Below are 20,770 nucleotides of genomic sequence, written 5' to 3' on the forward strand. Positions count from 1 at the left end.
AAATTCTCCCGTTCCGTTGGTTGTACCTGCTCCCAGTAAGGTGTAAGTAATCGGTGCCGCACCGCCAACTGCCGTGATCGTCGCAGATCCGTTGTTGCCACCTGCTACTGTTACCATGTTAATGTTGGTCACAGAGGCTGTAAGCGTACTGTTTGTATTTATTATGTTGAAAGTCGTCTCTCCTGCACATGTTCCTCCAGAAACCGCTGTGTAGAAGCCGGCAGCAAGACCCGTAAAGGTACTGCCCGACGCTTGCGTAACTCCATTCAGGGTAATATCAGAGCCATCAGATGAGGTCAATACCACACTGCCCACGCTCGCATTACATTCCGTATTCGCAATGGATGTTGCTGTTACCGTCACTGCCCCCGGTGATGTCAACGTGTAGACAGGACTCGCCAACGTACATCCATTCGCATCACGGATGGTAACCGTATACGTACCCGCTCCAACATTCACCAGGTTAGCTCCAGACTGCCCGTTGCTCCACAAGTAAGTGTAAGGGCCTGTACCACCACTTACCGTCAATTCAATACCTCCGTCGGTCGCTCCAAAACAGGAAGGATTTGTCTCATCAGCAGCATCGATAGTAAGGGCTGATGCAGCTCCGGTAATGACAACTGTGATTTCATTTGATTCACAATCATTTGCATCAATGGTTCTGAATGTATAACTGCCCGGTGCAAGATTTGAGAATAATGGGTTAGACTGTGCTACTCCAAAAGTGACACCTCCGTCCGTAGAAATAGCATAGGAATAACCACTAGTACCTCCCGTTGCGCCAATACGAACAGCCCCATCATTTGCTCCAAAACAGGATTCATTTACAACACTAATCAAACTGGTGACCAGTGGGTTTGGAATAGTCAATGTTACTGCAACAGTGAAGGAACAGCCATTCGCGTCTGTAACCAACACGTTGTAATTGCCAGCTGAAAAATCCTCAAATACACCTGTAGCATTCGTCTCAGCAGTTTCTAGTACTCTAAATGTGTATGTACCAGTACCACCAGTTGCTGCAATGGTGAATGAACCATCCGTTTCTCCCGCACATGAAATATTTTCAAATGCAGCTATGGATGCTTCCAAATCACTATTGGTATTAATAACATTAAAGCTGACTTCATTGCTACAACCAGTTGCTGTACTGAATACAGCCGTGTAGAAACCTGCTGTTAAATTACTAAAGGTAGCACTTAAATCACCAGCTGTAACTGTTGCGGTTTGACCTGCTACGGTAATTGTGCCAGCAGAGCTCACTGTGAAGGTAACTGAACCTACTGCTGCATTACATACCGTATTGGAAATCGAATCGATATCTATGAATGTAGTGCAAACTGGAGTAGCTTCTGTGTTATTTTCTGGCCCTGAACCATCAGGGTCTGGGTCAAATCCATTTTGTGAAGTATCCGTAACCTCGAATCCGTTAAATTCGGCTGATGCCAGCACATTACTTTCATAGGTTCCTGTAGGACTAGGTTCAAGATCAACGACTACAAATAAATCTTTTTCTTCTCCAACCTCCAGTGCGTTTACCGGATTACTCAACAATCGTATATCTGAGGCTCCATTGAAGCCTGCATTGACGAGTAGAGAATCAGAAGTTACGCTTACTACATCGAAATTACCTGCCCCAAAGGCATCCACCATATCAAAATTAATCTGAACCTTTTCTAAAGGTGTATTTCCGAAGTTTCTTACGCGGATTTGATAGGTAGCTCTGAAGGTTGTAGCAGGAGCTGCATTTCGGACAACTGATACCAATTCTTTGGCTACTCCAATTTTTGGATCGCCGTTTTCTACGGTTACCACCAAGAAGAATGGAGGTGAAGGACAATTCGTAGGTGCAGGTCCAAAAGGTTGGATCGTGTAAGTGATAGTACCATTAGCAGGACCGACGTTCACCAAAACATCATCTATCAATGCACCTGATCCCGAGGCAGTAAAGCCAGTAACTGTACCCACAGTATTTACAGCTGTCCAAGTATAGGTGGTTCCTGGTACATTGGAAGTGATGTTATAACCGACATTCTCTCCACTCAAAATAGTTTTGGTTGAGTTGGATGTGACGATAGGAGTTGGATTTACCGTGATGGTAAAGGTCTCAGAAGGGCCTTCGCAACCACCCTCAAAACGAGGTGTAACCGTAATCTCCCCAATTATCGGGATCGCACCAAAATTCACAGCATTAAATGAAATATTGCCAGAACCAGTTGCCGCTAAGCCAATACCAGGGTTCGTATTTACCCAAGTATAGGTCGTTACACCACCTGTTCTATTGGTGGAGAAGTTAACTTGAGTCAAGTCATTTCCGCAAACCTCGATATCTGTGACTGGATTAACTTGTGCAGTTGGATTGACGGTGATGGTGAATGTTTCGCTTCTGCTGTTATCAGAACAGAATACTCCCTCATTTTCAAATACCGGAGTTACAGTGATGGTAGCAGAAATTGGTTCAGTCCCAGTATTCACTGCATCAAATGTAAATGTAGCAGTACCATTATTGCCTCCATCGGAAATACTTCCAGAAGCTGCTAAGCCAATGGTTGTATTGTCATTTGTCCAATTGTAAGTAGTCGTACCACCTGTATTATTGGTAGTAAAAGCAATGGTAGTTTCTTCGTCATTACACACAGTCTGATCAACTGGATCATTGACCTGACCCCATGGATTGACCGTAATAGTAAAGGTATCCGATGCTCCTGGACAACTCACTCCATCATTAGTAAAAGTAGGCGTTACAGTAATGGTCGCAACAATTGGTGCAGTTCCTGTATTGATTGCCGTAAATAATGGGATGTTTCCAGTTCCAGATGCAGCTAAGCCAATTCCAGGGGTATCATTTGTCCACGCATAGGTAACGGTACCTCCTGTATTGGTGGTACCAAATGCAGGGATAGTTACATCTTCTTCGGCATTACAAACAACCGCGTCAGTTGGTACTACTACCGTTGCACTTGGATTCACAGTGATATCCACATTGATTGGATCACCTGCACAATCTCCGATAAATGGAGTGACTACATATCGAACCACTCCCGGTGAAGTGCCTGAATTGGTCAATGTTTGAACAATCTCGCTGAGGGTACCAGCTGAATGATTAGTAAATCCTGTGATGGTACCTCCAGCTGGTGCCGTTTGAATTGCAGCCGTCCAACGATAGAAGACAGCAGTTGTCCCCGTAGAAACGGTACTCAATGTAATGCCAGTATCATCACCTGTACAAATGGTTTCATTCGCAGGAGTAGCCGTAACTTTTGGTTTAGGGTTTAATGTAACAGTTACCGTAAAGCTTTCTCCAACGCAGCTCCCTGAAGTTGGTGTTACTGTATAAACAACTATTTGAACTTCATCTGTATCATTTGTCAACGTACCTGAAATATCACTTCCAGAACCATCCACTTCGCCTGTCACATTTGCATTAGGAGTTACTATCCATGAATAGGTAGTTCCTGCTGGGACTATGTCACCACCTGCGCCATTGACTGGCGTGATGGTAAAGGTTCCATCATCACAAATCTCTGCGGTTTTATTATTAATCTGAGGTGTAGGATTTACAGTAATGGTGAATGTTTGTGGGGTACCCACACAACTTACCCCATCATTGGAATAGGTTGGCGTTACCGTAATAGTAGCTGTAATAGGAATGTTTGTGGCGTTGATCGCTGTAAAGCTTGGGATACCAGTTGCAGTACCTCCACTGCTTGCAGCTAATCCAATCCCAGTATTGTTATTTGTCCAAGTATAGGTAGTACTTCCATCTGTACGGGAGGTAGAGAAGGTTATCGCTTGTGTATCCTCGCCTGCACAAAGTGTTTGATTATCAATAGCATTTACCTGACCACTTGGATTTACAGTAATCGTAAATGTCTTGCTTGGTCCAGGACATGACTGACCACCATTGGTAAATGTAGGTGTAACCGTAACTATTCCAGAAAGCTGAGCATTACTTGTATTTTGAGCGGTGAAGGAGATATTTCCTGTTCCACTTGCTGCCAATCCAATAGCATCTCCTGCATAAGACCACGCATAAGTAGTCGTACCACCTGTGTTGACCGTAGAGAAGTTTACGGTAGTCGGCTGATTATGGCAGACAACCCGGTCTATAATATCATTAACCTGACCAAGTGGGTTAATAGTAATGGTGAATGTACGTGCTGCACCTGTACAGCTAATACCATCCTTGGTATAAGTCATGGTTACAGAGACAGTTCTTGAAGTTGGAGCTGTACCTGTGTTAATCGCGGTGAATGCAGGAAGGTTGCCCGTTCCGCTATTGGCTGGAAGTCCTATGGTTGTACCATTTGTGACGCTCCAGTTATAGGTCACTTCATCAAATCCAGTTTGGCTAGTAGTAAATACTGTCTCAGGGACTTCTGCATCATGGCAGTGAACTTGTGCAACCGGCTGATTAGCAATTCCATTTGGCAATACTTGTACATCTACAGTTTCCGCAGGACCTGTACAGGCCCCGATGGCTGGTGTCACTGTATATCTGACCACCGCTGGCGTATTGGAAGTATTGGTAATGACCTGACCAGTCGGTGCGCCGCTACCGCTTGACGTGAAGGTGGCTGTACCAGATTGTAAGGTAGCAGTCCATGTATAGCTTACTCCAGGAGTGGTTCCTGTTATGGTGGTTGAAAGTCCAATATTCGTTGTGCTTCCTGAGCAAATGGTAGGTGCATTATTTACGATGCTGACATTTGGAGTAGGTTGAACAGTTACGGTAACCGTAAACTCTGCGCCCGTACAACTGCCTACCGCAGCTCCTCCTACAGGAGTCACTGTGTACACTACTTGCTGAGCTGTCAAGGAAGTGTTCGTCAACGTCTGAGAAATGGACGATTGCGGTGTGTCTTGATCACTTGCACCCGTCACTGCTGGGTTATTAGATACGGTCCAAGTGTAGGTAGTACCAGCAGGTACAACATCTCCCCCAACGCCATTGACTGGAGTTATGGTAAAGCTTGTTTCGTTACAAATGGTAGTTGTTTTTGCTGCAATCGCTGGAACAGGGTTTACAGTAATAGTAAAGGTCTCAGGATCTCCAAAGCCTGTAACACCATTGTTAGTAAATTCAGGAGTAACAGTAATGGTAGCTACTCGTGCTACACTTGTAGGATTAACTGTAGTGAAGGATAGAATATTTCCAGTACCAGAAGCTGCCAGACCAATGGATGGATTCGAATTAGTCCAACGGAATACCGTTCCTGCTACATCTCCGGTAAAGCTGATTGGAGCAGTTGATTCACCTGCACAAAGCACTTGATCAGAAACAGGAGCTACATCTGGAGTAGGATTCACCGTCACTACAAAAGTAAAGTTATCTCCCGTACAATCTGTAGGATTTGGTCCAGTAGGTGTGATGGTATACGTAACAATCAATGGAACATTAGAAGAATTCAAGAGTACATCATTGATTTCGGCTCCATTTCCACTTGCAGTATTTCCAGTCACATCAGGGGTTTCAGCCACAGAAGTCCATGTAAAGCTACTTCCTACTACATCTGAAGTAATCGTATAGGCTACTGCATCTCCGTCACGAATTGTTTTCGTATCCGCCGAATTAACCACCGGAACCGGATTGACCACCACTTGTACTACATTGGAAATTTCATCGCATGCACTTGGTCCAATTGGACTTGGGCTTCCCCCTGTCACCGTTAATGTCGAAGTAGCAATTCTTCTGAACCAAGTGGTTTGACCAAGAACAGCTGAGGTATAATTTTGACCTGTTGCTCCTGAGATATCAACAAACCCGGCACTAACGCCAGTAGTGCTTGCTTGCCATTGATAGGTTATCGCTCCTGCATTTGGAGAACTTGCTACTGTACCTGTGAGGTTGATAGTAGGTTGGGCATTTGGACCTTCGTCTTCACAGACTGCTGCAAAATTGCTGGAGATCGTACCAGGGGTCAGACTATTGACCGTTACAGTCACAACTCTTGAGAAGCCTGTTTCGCAGGCATTACCAGGAGCAGTTACAAATACTCTATAGCGTGTATTGGTTGAAAGCGCTGGAGTAGTATAGCTCGTGTTGGTTGCACCTGTGATATTGATCCAGTTGTCTGTACCAAATCCATTTTCACGCTGCCACTGATACACAGGACCAGGTGTACCACCGGCTCCTTCCACTGTCATGGTATACGTTTCACCAGTGCAAATCAAGCCATCCTCTGGCTGGGTTACAATCACCGGATCTGAAACGATCTCATAAGTAACCACATCAGAAGTAATGGAAGCACATGCGATGCCTCCTACAGAAGGTATTACCACTACCCGGAACTCATAGGTACCTAAACCAGTGATTCCTGATACTGTTAATTCTTCGGTGGTTGCTCCAGCATACACCGCTCCAAGTGGATTGTCATTACTCACGTTTTCCCAAACACCTGCTGTCAATATTTGCCATTGATAGGTATAGGTGATTAGATCATCTCCTGCAAAGCCAGGCTCCATGAGCACTGTAAAGGTATTTTCATTGAATTCAATATCAGACTCACAAGCCGAAGAACGCAAGGCGAGCGGCTGCTCCACAATAGTAGGTACATACACACCAGCTACCTCAGAAACAGCTTGATCACATCCTAAGCCTTCCTGTGTTACAACAAATCGGAAGAATGCATTTTGAGTCAGTGCATCAGTCTCATAAGATAACTCATAGATATCACCACCGACCAGCGTTGGATTAATTTCGATTCCATCTTCAGGGAATGCCGGCAAGCGGGTAAATATGCCATCGAACGTACTGGATGACTCTACCCAGTAGCGAGTTATGCCTGCTCCACCTTCCACAGTAGCAGTAAGGGTGGTAGTTTCATTAGCACAGATATTAATTGATTCAGGCTGGTCTGTAAAGATAGCGTCACATGCAACTGAGAAAGTAATCGGAGCGGACACCTCTGTATCACAACCTCTGCCTGATGCACTCACAGTAACCCGAACTTCACCATCTCCCCCATTAACTGTACAATCGGAAAATTCCGCCCCTTCAAATAAATCTGTCAATCGGATGTAGCGCCAAGCATATCCGCCTGCAAAATCACCATCCAAATACGTTGTCATACCCACAATCGCGTATCCCGCTGGTGCCAACTGAGTGGCTTGAATAGTTCCACCTAGTCCTCCAAGACCAGCAAGCAAGGTGTTATTGGTGTTTGAACCACCAGCTAAAATCTCTGATAATGGCTTTGAACGTCCTTGTAGCAAGTCAATTCCGCAACCAATTCTATTACTAAATCCGACCAATGCAGTGTTTGGAGATGCTATTACAGATTCCGTACGTGTGCCTGTGGCTGAACCATTGCTACAGGTAACGGTAACATCCTGTCCTGCTACCCAAGTACCATCTTGGTTGATTTGACGACATTCCAAGGTGAAGGAAGAAATTACATCTTCCCCATAAATATTCCCAATCTCAGCCGTATAACCTACTGCCACCATTCCTGTAGGACAGTCGCACGAAGGAGCAACAAATGCAGGTCTTGGACATGGAGCCTGAAGTGATTTCACCTGGGCAGCAAGGGTTCCTCCGTCTGGTTCACCTACTGTAATGACAGTCCAATCGTTTTCGCCTGGACCAGTACGCTGTTCCCACACATACGTTAAGAAAGGAGTTCCACCTGTTGCATTGACACTTAAAATTGGCTTCGCATCTTCATCCGCACAAAACTCCGTTGGAGTGATAGAAACAGATGTAATAACTGGATCTTCTACTACAAATACTGTGAAACAAGATGATATATATGGTGTGGTACATACTGGATCGATTCCATTCCCTAGATCACCAATATCAGTAATGACAAATCTATAGCGCGTAGTTGTAAATAAGGAAGGAGTCGTATAGCTAGTACCGGTAGCACCTGGGATATCAGTCCAAACACCCGAACAGGTTCCATCACTTACCTGCCATTGGTAGCTATAGAAGCCGGTACCTCCAAACGGAGTAAAGGACAAGGTCTGATCCCCACCTTCACATATCTGCGCATTTCCGGATGCAGCAGCAGATAAAGGAGGCAAATTTATAATCGTTGTTTCATTACGCTTTGGTGTACATGCCGGTCCGTTGGCAATATTCCAGCTCAACACGTAAGTACCTGGTATCAAATCAACCAAAGCACCAGCAATGCGACCTCTTGCAATCGCTTGAGGATTAGTAGGATCTTCAATGGATTGGTTCAAAGGATTTACAAAAACAACTGTTTCCAAACCACTTGGGCCCGACACAAACTCCCATTCCCCTTCACCCACGACCGGTAAATTACCATTAAGTGCAAAACTAGGGGCATTACAGAAAGGTCCATAGGTGCCTGCCAAAGGTTCAGTAGGTTCATCCCATAGTCTGATTTCAATTTCATCTTCAGTAGGATTACAACCTGAACCGGCAGAAATCACCCATTTTATTCGGTAGGTAGAAGGTTCTCCAAAATTGGTGAAACCTGAAGCTACCACAGTAGGACTGTTTATATCATCAAAAGTAATGGTAGTTGGTCCACTTACAAATTCCCAAGTACCTGTTTCTCCTAGACCTGGTGTATTGGCTTCAAGGGTAATTGAACCTGCAAAAGGAGGTTCCGTTTCCGGGAACCTACAGATATCCAAGAATTGAGAGTTAGTTTTTGCCTGCGTTACCGTAGTCAAAGCAGTCAAAGTGACGTCAGCAGTTGAAACACCGCAGACCCCTCCATTGCTGACTGTCCAGCGGAACACGTACGTACCAGGAACTAATACTACCACATTGGTAGAAAGTGCTGTAGGCGTTAACAATTGCGCTGTCGTAGGCCCTGACACTTGAGACCACTGACCAGTGCCCACTGCCGGTGCAAGGGCGGTTAAGGTTACATCGTTAAATAAACAAACAGACACATTATCCTCCAAAACTGTTGCAAGAGATGGTGGATTTGTTATCTGCACAGTAACTTCATCAAAGTTTTGACAATCTCCCGTGCCTACTGTCCATCTGAACACATAGGTTCCTGCAAGAACTGGCGTAAAGCTAGCGTTTGGTAAAGCGCTGTTGTTGAAACTTCCGGCTGGCCCGGATACTTGGGACCAAACACCTGTCTGCCCAGCATCTGCATTCAATTGAATGGAAGCTTCCCCTAAACATAGTTCCTGATCAAGTCCTGCATCAGCTAACACTTCTGAACCTGTAACACTAATGATAATATCATCTGAGTCAGATGCTGAACATAGACCTTGATCCACAGAAATGGTCCATCTAAATACATAGTCTCCCAAAACATTTAATCCAGTCACTTGAGAACTTGGGGAGTTAGGACTGACAATAGTAGCATTCCCTCCTCCTGGTTGAGAAACTATCGTCCAAGTTCCAAGCGCACCTGCTTGAGGGTTGGTAAAATTAATTGGTGTATTCCCTGATAAGATGGCTGTCGTTGTACAAATCGATTGATCCGCACCAGCATTAGCACTATTAATTTCATCTGTAACTGTTGGATAATTGTATAACCAAACTCTGGAAGAGTTACTGATGCTGCATCCGTCAGCAGAAGCAATGGTCCATCTGAAAATATAGGTTCCGGGGGCAGCCCCTGTAAATGTGGTGTTAGGATTATTGATATCAGCAAAGCTTCCACCAGCTCCGGATATAATCGACCAGGTACCCACTTCTCCCAATGCCGGATCATTGGCCGCTAAAGTAAATTCAGTCGCATTACACAATTCTTGGGTTGGACCTGCATCAGCTATGGTTGTAGGATTTCCATTGATGGTCACAGTCATTAGATCTGTTGTCTGAGGACAATCAATTCCCAATGCTGCTATGCTATATTCAAACGTGTAGACACCAGGAGCAGTCAATCCTGTAGCCTGTGCTTGTGTAGGAGCAATGGTTGTAATCGTAGGAGTGGCTGGCCCTGACACAAATGTCCAAGTACCAACACTTCCATTACCATTTAATGGAATGGTAGTTACTGATCCGCAATATTCTAAATCTGGACCAGCATTGGCAATCGTACTTACGCGTAAGGTTACGGGAGCAGAGGAAGGCTCACAGAAATCACCTGCTGCTGGCACATTCCAAGCTAGTTGATAAGTGCCTGGAACAAGATTAGCAATATTGGTCGTAGCAAGGGATGCATTGGCAAATGTAGGAATGGTAGGACCACTGATAAAGGACCAGAAACCACCATCTGCGGCAGTTGCTGTCACAGTCCCTGAAGTTCCTTCGCAAATATTTTGTTCGGCAGGAGCAATCGCTTCTGGTGCGCCTGTAGATGGAATCAGCACCATCTCATCAAAGCTACTTTGAGCGGAACAGCCTTCTAAGCTGACAGTCCAGCGAAGTGTGTAGAATTGACCGGATATAAATCCTGTGACTGTAGTGTTTGGAGATGTTGGATTTGTAACTACCAATCCTCCCGGACCTCCTGTTTGAGTCCATGATCCTGAACCCACATTAGGTGCTTCAGCTTGTAAAGTTACAGGCTCATTATCGCAAATGATGATATCCGGTCCTGCATTGGCATTATCCAATGACTCAGTCACATTGATCGTAACCTGATCAGCGGTGGTTCCACAGGCACTGGCTCCATCCCGTGTCAATGTCCATTCCAATACATAAACCCCTGGAGTATCGATCGACACTGAAGTAGTCGAAGATGTAGCATCAGTAAAATTGATAATAGATCCAGTTGGTTGAGAAATAACAGTCCAAAGACCGCTATGTTCTGCTGGAAGATTGCCGGCTAAATTAAAGCTTTCAGTATCTTCTGGTAAACACAGATCTGGGCCTGCATTTGCCGGAAGTGCTCCTGCAGTATCGGAAGTAGTTACTGTAAATGTCTGATTCGCTGTACCGCAACCATTCGTAATGGTGTAAGTAAAGGTATATGTAGTATTCGCAGCTAATCCTGTGACAATTGGGCTGCTAACCGTAGTACTTGAAAAATTGACTCCTGTACTTGGAACTACACTCCAAGAAATACTTTCATCTCCCAGTAAGTTCTGCTTACCTTGTACCTGAATAGGTTGCCCAAAACAAACCTCCACGGTGGCTGGTTGGGGTTCAACTACAGGTAAATTAGGAGATACCTTTACTTGAACATCCGCTGATGAACTCGGACATGCAGGTCCATTAGATACTGTCCAACGGAATACATAAGTACCACGGACCAATCCAGAAACAGCGGTGTTTCGCTGCAGAGGTGAGGCTATTGTCGCCTGACTCGGACCACTAACCTGCGTCCATCGCCCAGTAGAGGTTCCTGTTGGCGCAAGCGCTGTAAGATTGGTGACCGATGAACCACAAATCTGTTGAGGACCTCCGACAATAGCAGTACTTGGAGGGTTTGATTTAATCACGGACAACTGCGTGTAAGCGATTCCGCATAAGCTCGCCGAAGGTGCAAATTGATATTTTCTTCGGAACTCAAATACATATTCACCGGCACCTTGTACCCCAGAAACAGAGAAGAAACCAGGAGTAGCTGAATTATCCAATACTGCCCAGTCTGTGGTTAGTGATGAAGAGCCTTGCAGAGGAGCAGGGGCCGAGAGTATTCTAAACTCAGTCACATCGCCACCAGTTTCATTCAATGGAATCGAGAAAGTACTAGTACCACATTCCATTAAGAATGTAGATTCCCCTCCATTCACTTCTATGGATACATCGGCATCAACAATCTGTACTAAATTGAATGCTGTAGAGGTGCAACGGATAGCTGAAGTTGGATCGGATGGATCTACTCTAGTCTCGATCGTATATTGAATTTCATATAATCCTGGGGTAAGATTATTAAGACTAACATTTTGACCAAATGGAGTATTTGGTGTAAGCGTCATTGGACCACTGTAGGTAGCAGTCCCATAAACACCTGTAAATGAATTAAAACCAGTCACTGTCCGAAGATTCCATGAAACAGTTTCACCTGCATTTTGTGGAGTAGTTCCTGTAAAAATAAAACTACTGGACGGATTATCGTCTTTACAGATATAGGCCGTAGAAAAGTTTCGAGTACCTGGATCCTGCTCAATAGGGACTGTTATGGTAGAGTTAAACTGACTCGGGAAGCTAATTCCTGCTGGAGTTGCACCGCCCTCTGCTGCAGGCACTATTAAGGTCAACGTATCTTCTCCATTGAAACAACCTCCTTCAACCTTGTATCGGAATGTGTACGTTCCCTCAATTAGGTTACCAAAGACATATGAAAACTGTCCATTCAAAAGAGTGGTTCGTTGAATACTTGGTTGCGAAGGACCTGATAAAAAGTCATAGCCTGACTCAACCCCGCAAGAGGTTTGCCCAGCATAGCTTGGGGTTACTTGCCTTGAAGTTGCTAAGTTATAACAAGAGTTTAAGTTAATTGTGTTCGAACCATTCCTATTTGCATCTATGGGCTCGCCACCACAATTGAAAACTTCAATGATATCTGAATCGCTACAACCAGTCAAGGTGTTGGTAACCGTCCATCTCAATCCAACTAATCCTCCCACTCCCTCTAAGAAACGAACAGTAGCTGTTGGAGAAGTTGGATTAATTAACTGAATACTGCCAGGGGTTACCAATTGACCAAGAGCATTTTCCACTTGTACTATGGACCACAGGCCCGACTCACCTGTCGCTAATGGAGCTGCGTTCAATTGATAATCTCCAGGACAGGCCTGAATTGAATCACCTGCATCAGCTGTAGGTGTATTTACCACTTGGAAGCCAATTTGCTCAACCATCAATAACCCAGACTCACAACGGCTCTGGAACTGGAATACATAATAACCTCCAGACACTACGCCTGAAATAGTAGCTATGTCTCTTTCAGTATTAATAGATAATAAAGCAGATGGACCAGAAAGTTGGGACCATTGACGGATATTGCCTGCTATCTCAGGGCTGATATTGATGGCTCTTAATTCGATAATATCGTTGGCACAGTAGGTTGGATTTCCAACCAAGGTCAAACCACAGCCCTCAGAAGAGAAGGAGCTGATTTGTACCAGCACAGGTGTACGAGGACTGGAACAGCCAAACTGGGAAGATTGAGCCCAGTAAGTTGTTCCATCTACTAAAGCAAGGCTTGAGGCTAGTGCTACTCCCCCAACTTCATCTGCAAACCACTGAACATTTGTACCAGTAGCTACCAAGTTACTAATACGAGGCGTGATGGTTGGAGAAAAATATTGAATTGGTGGAGCATTTGGTGCAGCAAGATTTACTTCTACCAAATTCACCGCAACTGCTACCCGATCAGTACTCTCACACCCTAACAAGGTTTGGGAAGCAAAATAGGTGGCCCCATTGACCAAAACTGTATTCAGAGGTAATTCTACACCATTAGTTGCTGCGTCATACCACTTGATTCCTGAACCTGTAACAGCTATATCCGCTAAGGTAGCACCACTGGCATCGCAAATATCCTGAGCAGCAACTGCTATTGGAGCTGGAGGGATGGGATTCACTGTAATGGTGTGAACAGGAGAAGGTACGTTTGTACAAGTGCCGCTCACTAATGCACGGATATTGGTTGTTTGGGTAACAGCTCCTAAAGCCGTACCCGGTAAGGTTGCTCCTGTTTGTCCTGCAATGGTTGTAAAATTGACATTGTCTAAAGAGGACTGCCATACGATAGTTCCACTGAAGCCTGTCAATGTAATATCAGCAGGTGTACTTCCTGTACAAATTGCCTGATCTTCAGAAATGATTCCTGCAGCAGAAAAATCAACCGTAATCGGCACAGCATTGCTGAAAGTTATTCCACATAAACCACTTGTAGCGGCTACTCGATAAAATCTAGTGGAGTTCAAGGTGCCAATCTGTGCAGATGATAGCGTTGCGTCTGTAGCTCCGTCAATATCCACCCAATTATCAACACCGTTGGTTGAAGTTTGCCATTGTAGCTCTCCTACAGCCCCAGTTACTGTCAATGGTCCTCCTTGGGTTCCTGGACAGATTACTTGGTCATTTGGTGTAATGGTCCCAGCACTTGTCAAGGGGTCTACTTCTATCGATACTACATTAGTAACAAATGGTAAGCAAGCACCTGAGCTAATTACTGCCCGATAGAAGGTACTTTGCGTAACAGGAGCAGAGAAAATTAGACTTGAACCAGTAGCACCTACAACTGGCGTAAAGTTTACATTGTCCGTAGAAGATTCCCATTGAATCCCAGTAGTAGCACCTATCAAATTTAATGGAGAAGGAATATTACCCGCACAGATTTCTTGATCCGCAGAAATGGTAGACTCCACAGGAGCGGCAGTAACTGCGATTTCAACTGTAGAACTAAAAGTCACACAAGAGCCAATGGTCAAGCGCGCTCTGTAGAATCGCGTCGCAGAGGCAGGCCCTAGGTTTAATGTTGGGTTTGTCTCTCCTGTTAAATTCACAAAGTTAACATTATTAGAAGAGATCTGCCACTGAATAACTGCGCCGGTATCAGCAGGTATGGAAAGTGGTAGTGGCGTGGATCCGACACAGATAACCTGATCCTCAGAAGTAATTACACCTACAGCTGCTACACTTACGTTAACCTCTCGTGTGACTGAAGCGGGACATCCATTTTCTTCGATAGTGTATGTAATGGTGGTAGTTCCTACGCCTATGCCCGTTACCAAGCCCGTACTCGGGTCAACCGTTGCAATGGTTTCATCAGCGGAAGTAAAGGTACCACCCGGGGTGGCTCCTGTGGTAAAGGTCGTACTTGCCCCCTGACAGATATTCTGTTCACCACTGAGCGGATCGATGGCCGGTGGGGTACATGGACTGATCTCTAGAGTAATGGCACTATTACTGCCAGTACCGTAATCAATCGTAACATCGTACACTTGTGATCCAAAACTCACCTGAAAAGTTCCGGTCTGTGCAAAGGTGCCGGTTAGGGTTCCATTGTATTCTAAAATAGTAAAGCTTGTAGAAATGGCAGGAGCAAAGGAAAGATCAATGATCAAATCTGCTCCACCAAGGACTACATTTCCAGTTACTGTCAGTCGATCGTATTCGGTACAAACAGTTTCTCCTTCGATTTCCACTAAAAATTCATCATCTGATGTAAGCGTAAAATTACCGTCAATAGTCGTACAGCCCGGACTGTTCCCTGTAGATAAGGAAACTCCTCCTGCACCTATGGTCGATACATTTTCTACATAGGTACCAATACCCATGGTGATTTCATCGCCTGCTGCTGCCAAATCGATAGCTAACTGCACGGAGGTAAAGTTGAGTGTTTGCGTGCGGTTAGAAACTCCCGCAGGAACTGCACCTGGGGCTTCCGAAGCATCAAAAACTTGGAAACCAAAATAAGGATAGGATGCAAAACCATTCAAGACCAAGGTTTGCATAGTCCAAATAGCATCAAAATCAAAACCGGTGAAGGTTGATCTGAGGAGCATTTGGGCAGTAGAGCGCCCTTGACCTTGGCCAGCCAATACTGATGGATTAACTGTATTATTAAAAAAACAATTGTTACAGAATCCCCCATTTGATGTACCGATAGCTCTTCTATTAACCGATGCAGGAATTGGCCCCCCAGGTGATATTGCATTAGGATTAACGGGGCCAGCTACATAAGCATTTGTTATGCTAATTCCATCATATTGACCAATGAGACCAGCAGCAGGCTGAGTATTAGTCCTATTTTCAACTACAACTATGGTGTAAACGTTGTTAACAGTAGTTCCACTAAAAATGCGACCAATCAAGCCTCCAATAAAGCCATCTTCTGAATTATTTCCAGAAATCTCTCCTCCGACTACAAAACATTGTGACACACTTCCTCCACCAGCAGAAACACCAATCAAACCTCCTACTAAATTAGCCCCTATGATATTTACATCAATAAGACCAAGATTAGAAATTGTAGCTCCTTCAGTGTCTCCAAAAAGTCCTACCCTATCAGTGGTAGGCCTATTGATAGACAAACCTGTTATGGTATACCCACCTCCATCATAGCTACCAGTAAACTTTGTAGAAGAATTCCCAATAGGACTCCAACCTTCCGGGAAACAACCGGTGTCTGTTCCTGTGACAGAAGCATTGATGTTAGCTGTTTGAATATAGAATTTATCCCACCTGCTTGGGTCTTCGGTAATCCAGAGTAAGTTTTCAAAAGAGGAAATTTGGTAGGCGGTTGCAAGAGAAAGGCCGTCGCCATTTGATGGTTCAATAGCATTTACTAAACATGGGCAACTTTGAACAAAACCAAAGACGCTCAATACTGGATAACCATTTCCTTCATCAATTCCCCATATATCTGCTGTTCCATTTTCTACCTCACATTGGAAGTCCCAGTTGGTAAAGGTTGATTGTTGCTGCATTTGAAAAGTAGTTCTTCCCGTTGCACCATTTGCACTAACACTAGTATTTATACTATTATCAAAAAAACAGTTACTACAATTGCCGGATGTATAACCCTGACCAATTATATGACGGATAAATGAAGGTCCAAAGGGGAAACCAGGTCCTAACGCATCAGGATGGATTAGACCAGCTATGTAAACATTACTAATACTCGGTTGAGTAAATGAAAAACCTCCAACTAAACCACTCGAATTCCCGTTAATTAAATCCAAACTTTGAACCAAAACATTGGTATAAATATCAGATAATGCTCCTCCTGAAAGAGCCCTACCAATTAGAGCTCCTAAATTAAAAGGCCCTATCCCTGTTGGTTGACCAACTACATTCCCTCCTGAAACAAAACATTTTGAAATGCTCGTGTTTTCCATTTCTCCACTCAAAGCACCTACATTGTCTCTTCCTATAACTGACACATTAAGTAGACCAAGATTTGTAATTGTTGCATTATTTGTCCCTCCAAATAGCCCTATACGATCACTAAGCGGCCTGTTAATAAATAGATTTGAAATAGTATATCCATCACCATTATATATGCCTGAAAAGGGATTTACAAAAGAACTTAAACCTATCGGTGTCCAACCTGCACCACCGTCCCAAGTGGTAATAGCCGTACTTGCATCAGCAAAATCAATATCCGCAGTCTGAACAAAATGCTTGCCCCATTCAGATGAGTTTTGGGATATCCAGTACAGATTTTGCCAAGTGGCTATCTGATATGGATTGCCGGGATCACCATTCCCCGAAGCTGGTGCAATGGCAGTTTGGGCTTGCACTTGAAAAAACACGGAGACCCACAACAAGTGGACTAAGACAGCGATTCTTCGTAATACTGGTTTCATAGATTGGGACATTAGGTTGACACCTAGGGAAAGCTTGCAAATAGACTTGTATAGGCATAGCTATCCCTTTCAGGAATCTAAAGTCAACTATTTTCACCCCTTTTCTTAAGAGTGTATGTTTCAAAAGCAGTTTTTGAAACATATTTTTAAAAATGTTCGAATAAAAGTATTTAAATATGGTTCAAAATACATTTTTAGTGGTTTTTCCCACGACTTAAATTGTGTTCAAAAACTGTTTCAAAAGTTGCCAGTGCATTTTTTGAAACAGTTTTTTGTTAAACAAAGGTCAAATTCTCAAGCTAACTTATTTCAATAATGCAGAACTGTCAATGAAAATTTGAGCTAAGCGACTTGCTATGGAATAACTGATTAAATACCTGATTGGGAAGGAAAGAATATTGCCATAACAAAAAATGAAAGCTGAAAAAATCACTAATAAGTTTTAAAAAGCGGGGACTACGCAACTTATTAGGGAGTTTCAATTGTTTTTGCAAACTCACGGGGGCAAACACCCAACTCTTGCTTGAAAGAGGTGAAAAACGTGGTTCTTGAATTAAAACCTGCTTCTTTACCTATTTCATTAAGTTTTTTCTTACTGCCACTTTTCATCAATGCTACAGCCTTGCGAACACGGTAAGGTGTCAATAAGGCTCTAAAGCCCTTCTGACAGTATTTATTGATTACATTTGATACTGTACGGGGAGAACTGTCTATAGCCTTTGCAAAATCATGTAAGCTGAGCTCTGGGTTTGTAATCAGCTCCTCATTTTCTAGAGCTTCAGTAATTTTTTCCAATACCTTACTTTCATGGGAAGAGGATTGTTCCATAAATGCCGAAAATTTTGTTGCGAGGTGAAGTTGAAAAAAAATAATTTGGGATAAAAAATCTTGATGTTTCAAAAACAGCTTTTGAAACATGTTTGAGGTTTAAGATAAAAATTTAAATAAGATTCCATACTTAATCTATTTTTTGTTTGGCGTATTCTGAGGGGCTTATCCCCATTTCTTTTTTAAATACAGTGAAAAAAGTTATTCTAGAGTTGAAACCTACGTCCATACACAATGATTCTATGGTAAATGTATCCAAATACCCCTCATCGATTTTACGAACAGCTTCCTGAACCCGAAGATAATTTATCCATTCCTTGAAACCTTTACCATAATGGTCTTTTAGATATGCTGATAGTTGTCTTTTTGAAACACCAATTTGAACAGCAAACTCACTAGCATTGATATCCTGCCTCAAATAGTATTTTTCCTCTAAAAATTGAGCTAGTTTTTCATTAGTATCAACCTGAGATATATTTTCTGCTATTGCAATGTCCTCGGAAACTTGGAGATTATTAGTGAGATTGATATGAATATTCTTTTCTAAATTCGTTGAAGGTCTATTACGAACATCTACTTTAGAAGATGATTCATGATATCCGTATACAAATTCGGGCTTGTACTGTATGTAAAAACTCAATCCTGCAATGGCTAAGAGAATACCATACAATAAAAACTGATAGACTATACCTCCAAATTGAATCCCCCTGTTGCTCAGTAATTCTAAAAAGAACGAACTAGCATGAGAAAAAACCAGTAATCCCATCAAAATGACCGATACATACAGCCAATTTTGAAGCTTATTTTTATCCACAGTTGTTAAAAAACCGGGATTCATACGGTTGATGATCGAAACGGAAACCATGTAATAGCCTAATTGAAGCAAAATCCTGACGCTATCCACTATATTCCCAGGAATAAGACCAACAGCCAATTCGTCCAGCAAGTGAGGATTTTGAACAATTTGTTCAGCAATTACTCTCTTTTCCTGCAAAGGCATGGCGTAGAAAGGAATCAACTCCACTATATGTAACATCCCAGGTAAAAAATGAATCCAATCCCAGCGCTGCAAACCATGGAGCTGTTTTACGGTATTTCGAACATAAAAATAAAATAAAGGCAAAGCGAAAAACATAAGCGGATTCACTGTTCGCAATAAAAACGGAGCTTTTAAAATAAATCCTGCTTTAAACCATAAAAAATAAACAAGAACAAACAAACTGTAAATCATCAACGATAGTCCCAATGTTCTGTTTTTAAGCAAAGTTAACTCTGGCTTAAGCGACAAGGATAATGCACTTATAAAAGCGAAGGACAAGAGAACAACAGCACCTAAATCAAATAAACTCATAACCAGCATAAAGTTAGAAACACCAATGAACTATTAGGATGTTTTATAACAAAGCTAAAATTACAACAAAATGACACTGTATGTAAACAGAATGCATAATATTAACCTAAGAAAAATTTAATCCTTCGATATTCCTTTTATGATAGTCGCTTGGGCAAACACCTTGTATTTTTTTAAAGACATTGTAAAAAGTAACCCTAGAATTAAAACCAGCTTGGTCAGACAAGGCTTCAATCGTGTAATTATTTAAGTATCCCTCGTCGATTTTTTCTTTTGCGAAGGAAGCGCGATAGCAGTTAATAAAGTCACTGTATCCTTTTCCTGTATGTTCATGAATCAGAGATGATAATTTTCTGCTAGATATATTGATAATCTTAGATAATTTTAAGAGGGTTAAGTCTTTTTGCAGATATAATTTATTCTGCCTTATAATCAAATCAATGGATTTAAACTGTTCATCTGATAGCGCTTGTTCATAATCATTTGCGTGTGAAGTTTCGGGAATTGACGTATTCTTGAATAAAGTAATCCAATGAAAATAACTTCTCCCTTTTTCTAAAGTGAGCTTGGTCTTCTGTGTTTCAAAGGTTGAGGTTGTAAATATTTGCTCTGGAAAAAGTCCTATATATAAATTCAATAATATGACTAGCAGATACATAGATACAAAGCAGAAGGTTGTGATAACTTGTGTCTCCCAAACTTCACGGATATCCAAAATTTGCTTATATGAAAACAGAATAAATATAAAGGCAATTCCAGCGAAGAAATATACCGATACCTTCAGCCACCCTAAAGAAGATAAATTCTTCCAAGCTTCCCATCTTTGAATCAATAGTTTTCCAGATAAAAAAGCATACACTATAAACGAAGACATCTTGAGAAAGGGCATCCAAGCAGTAGGAATATACCCTTCACCAATCAAATGAATCGCATCAGGGTTGGCCAGCAGCTGATTCATCAACTCCCAACGGCTCTGAGAATCCAATGTATAAATCGGAATATAGGATAGTAAAACCCCTAAAGCAGGTAGCAAATGGAAGCTATCCTTCCAAGTGACATGAATTGTGTTGGTGAGTGTATTTCTGAGGTACAAATAAAAGAGGGGTGCGATTAAAAAAAATGTTGGAGCGTAAGCGCGGAATGCAAAGGGAAATTTTAATAAAAATTCTCCCTCAATAAAAAATAAAAAACTGCCGACAAATACACTCAATGAAAACAAAGACCAACCAAAAAGGGCTAGAGGCTTTGTCAATTGACCTTTTTTTATGAATATAATCGCGTTGACCAGTGCAATAGCAATCAGTGTTATCCCAAAGAGTGTTTGCAATTCCATTGTGCGAAGGTTTTATGATGTAACTAATATATATGATGATTTTTATTCGTGCAACCAAAGAACTTAAAAATGTTCTAAAAAAAACAAGCGCTAACTCATATAAAATC

General features: G+C 42.6%; 4 protein-coding genes. All 4 read right to left on the minus strand.

Annotated elements, in window-relative coordinates:
- Positions 1–17,151: PKD-like domain-containing protein (locus ACXIUD_RS09575; RefSeq protein WP_458052410.1), on the minus strand; the 17,151-nt coding region annotated here is incomplete at its 3' end.
- A 468-nt stretch (positions 17,152–17,619) separates the two neighbouring features.
- The gene (locus tag ACXIUD_RS09580) at positions 17,620–17,979 is read right to left on the minus strand and encodes a helix-turn-helix domain-containing protein (RefSeq protein WP_458052411.1); all 360 of its coding nucleotides are present in this window, start codon (positions 17,977–17,979) and stop codon (positions 17,620–17,622) included.
- A 130-nt stretch (positions 17,980–18,109) separates the two neighbouring features.
- A complete protein-coding gene (locus ACXIUD_RS09585; protein WP_458052412.1) occupies positions 18,110–19,330 on the minus strand; it encodes a helix-turn-helix domain-containing protein in 1,221 nt (406 codons plus the stop codon).
- A gap of 106 nt (positions 19,331–19,436) precedes the next feature.
- Entirely contained in the window at positions 19,437–20,663 is a 1,227-nt protein-coding gene (locus ACXIUD_RS09590) for a helix-turn-helix domain-containing protein (RefSeq protein WP_458052413.1), read from the minus strand.
- Positions 20,664–20,770 lie beyond the last annotated feature (107 nt).

The sequence above is a fragment of the Mongoliitalea sp. genome, from assembly GCF_054166905.1.

Bases quoted from the DNA above. Each gene is read 5' to 3' on its own strand.
- ACXIUD_RS09580 (WP_458052411.1), bottom strand. From the start codon at position 17,979: ATGGAACAATCCTCTTCCCATGAAAGTAAGGTATTGGAAAAAATTACT.
- ACXIUD_RS09585 (WP_458052412.1), bottom strand. From the start codon at position 19,330: ATGAGTTTATTTGATTTAGGTGCTGTTGTTCTCTTGTCCTTCGCTTTT.
- ACXIUD_RS09590 (WP_458052413.1), bottom strand. From the start codon at position 20,663: ATGGAATTGCAAACACTCTTTGGGATAACACTGATTGCTATTGCACTG.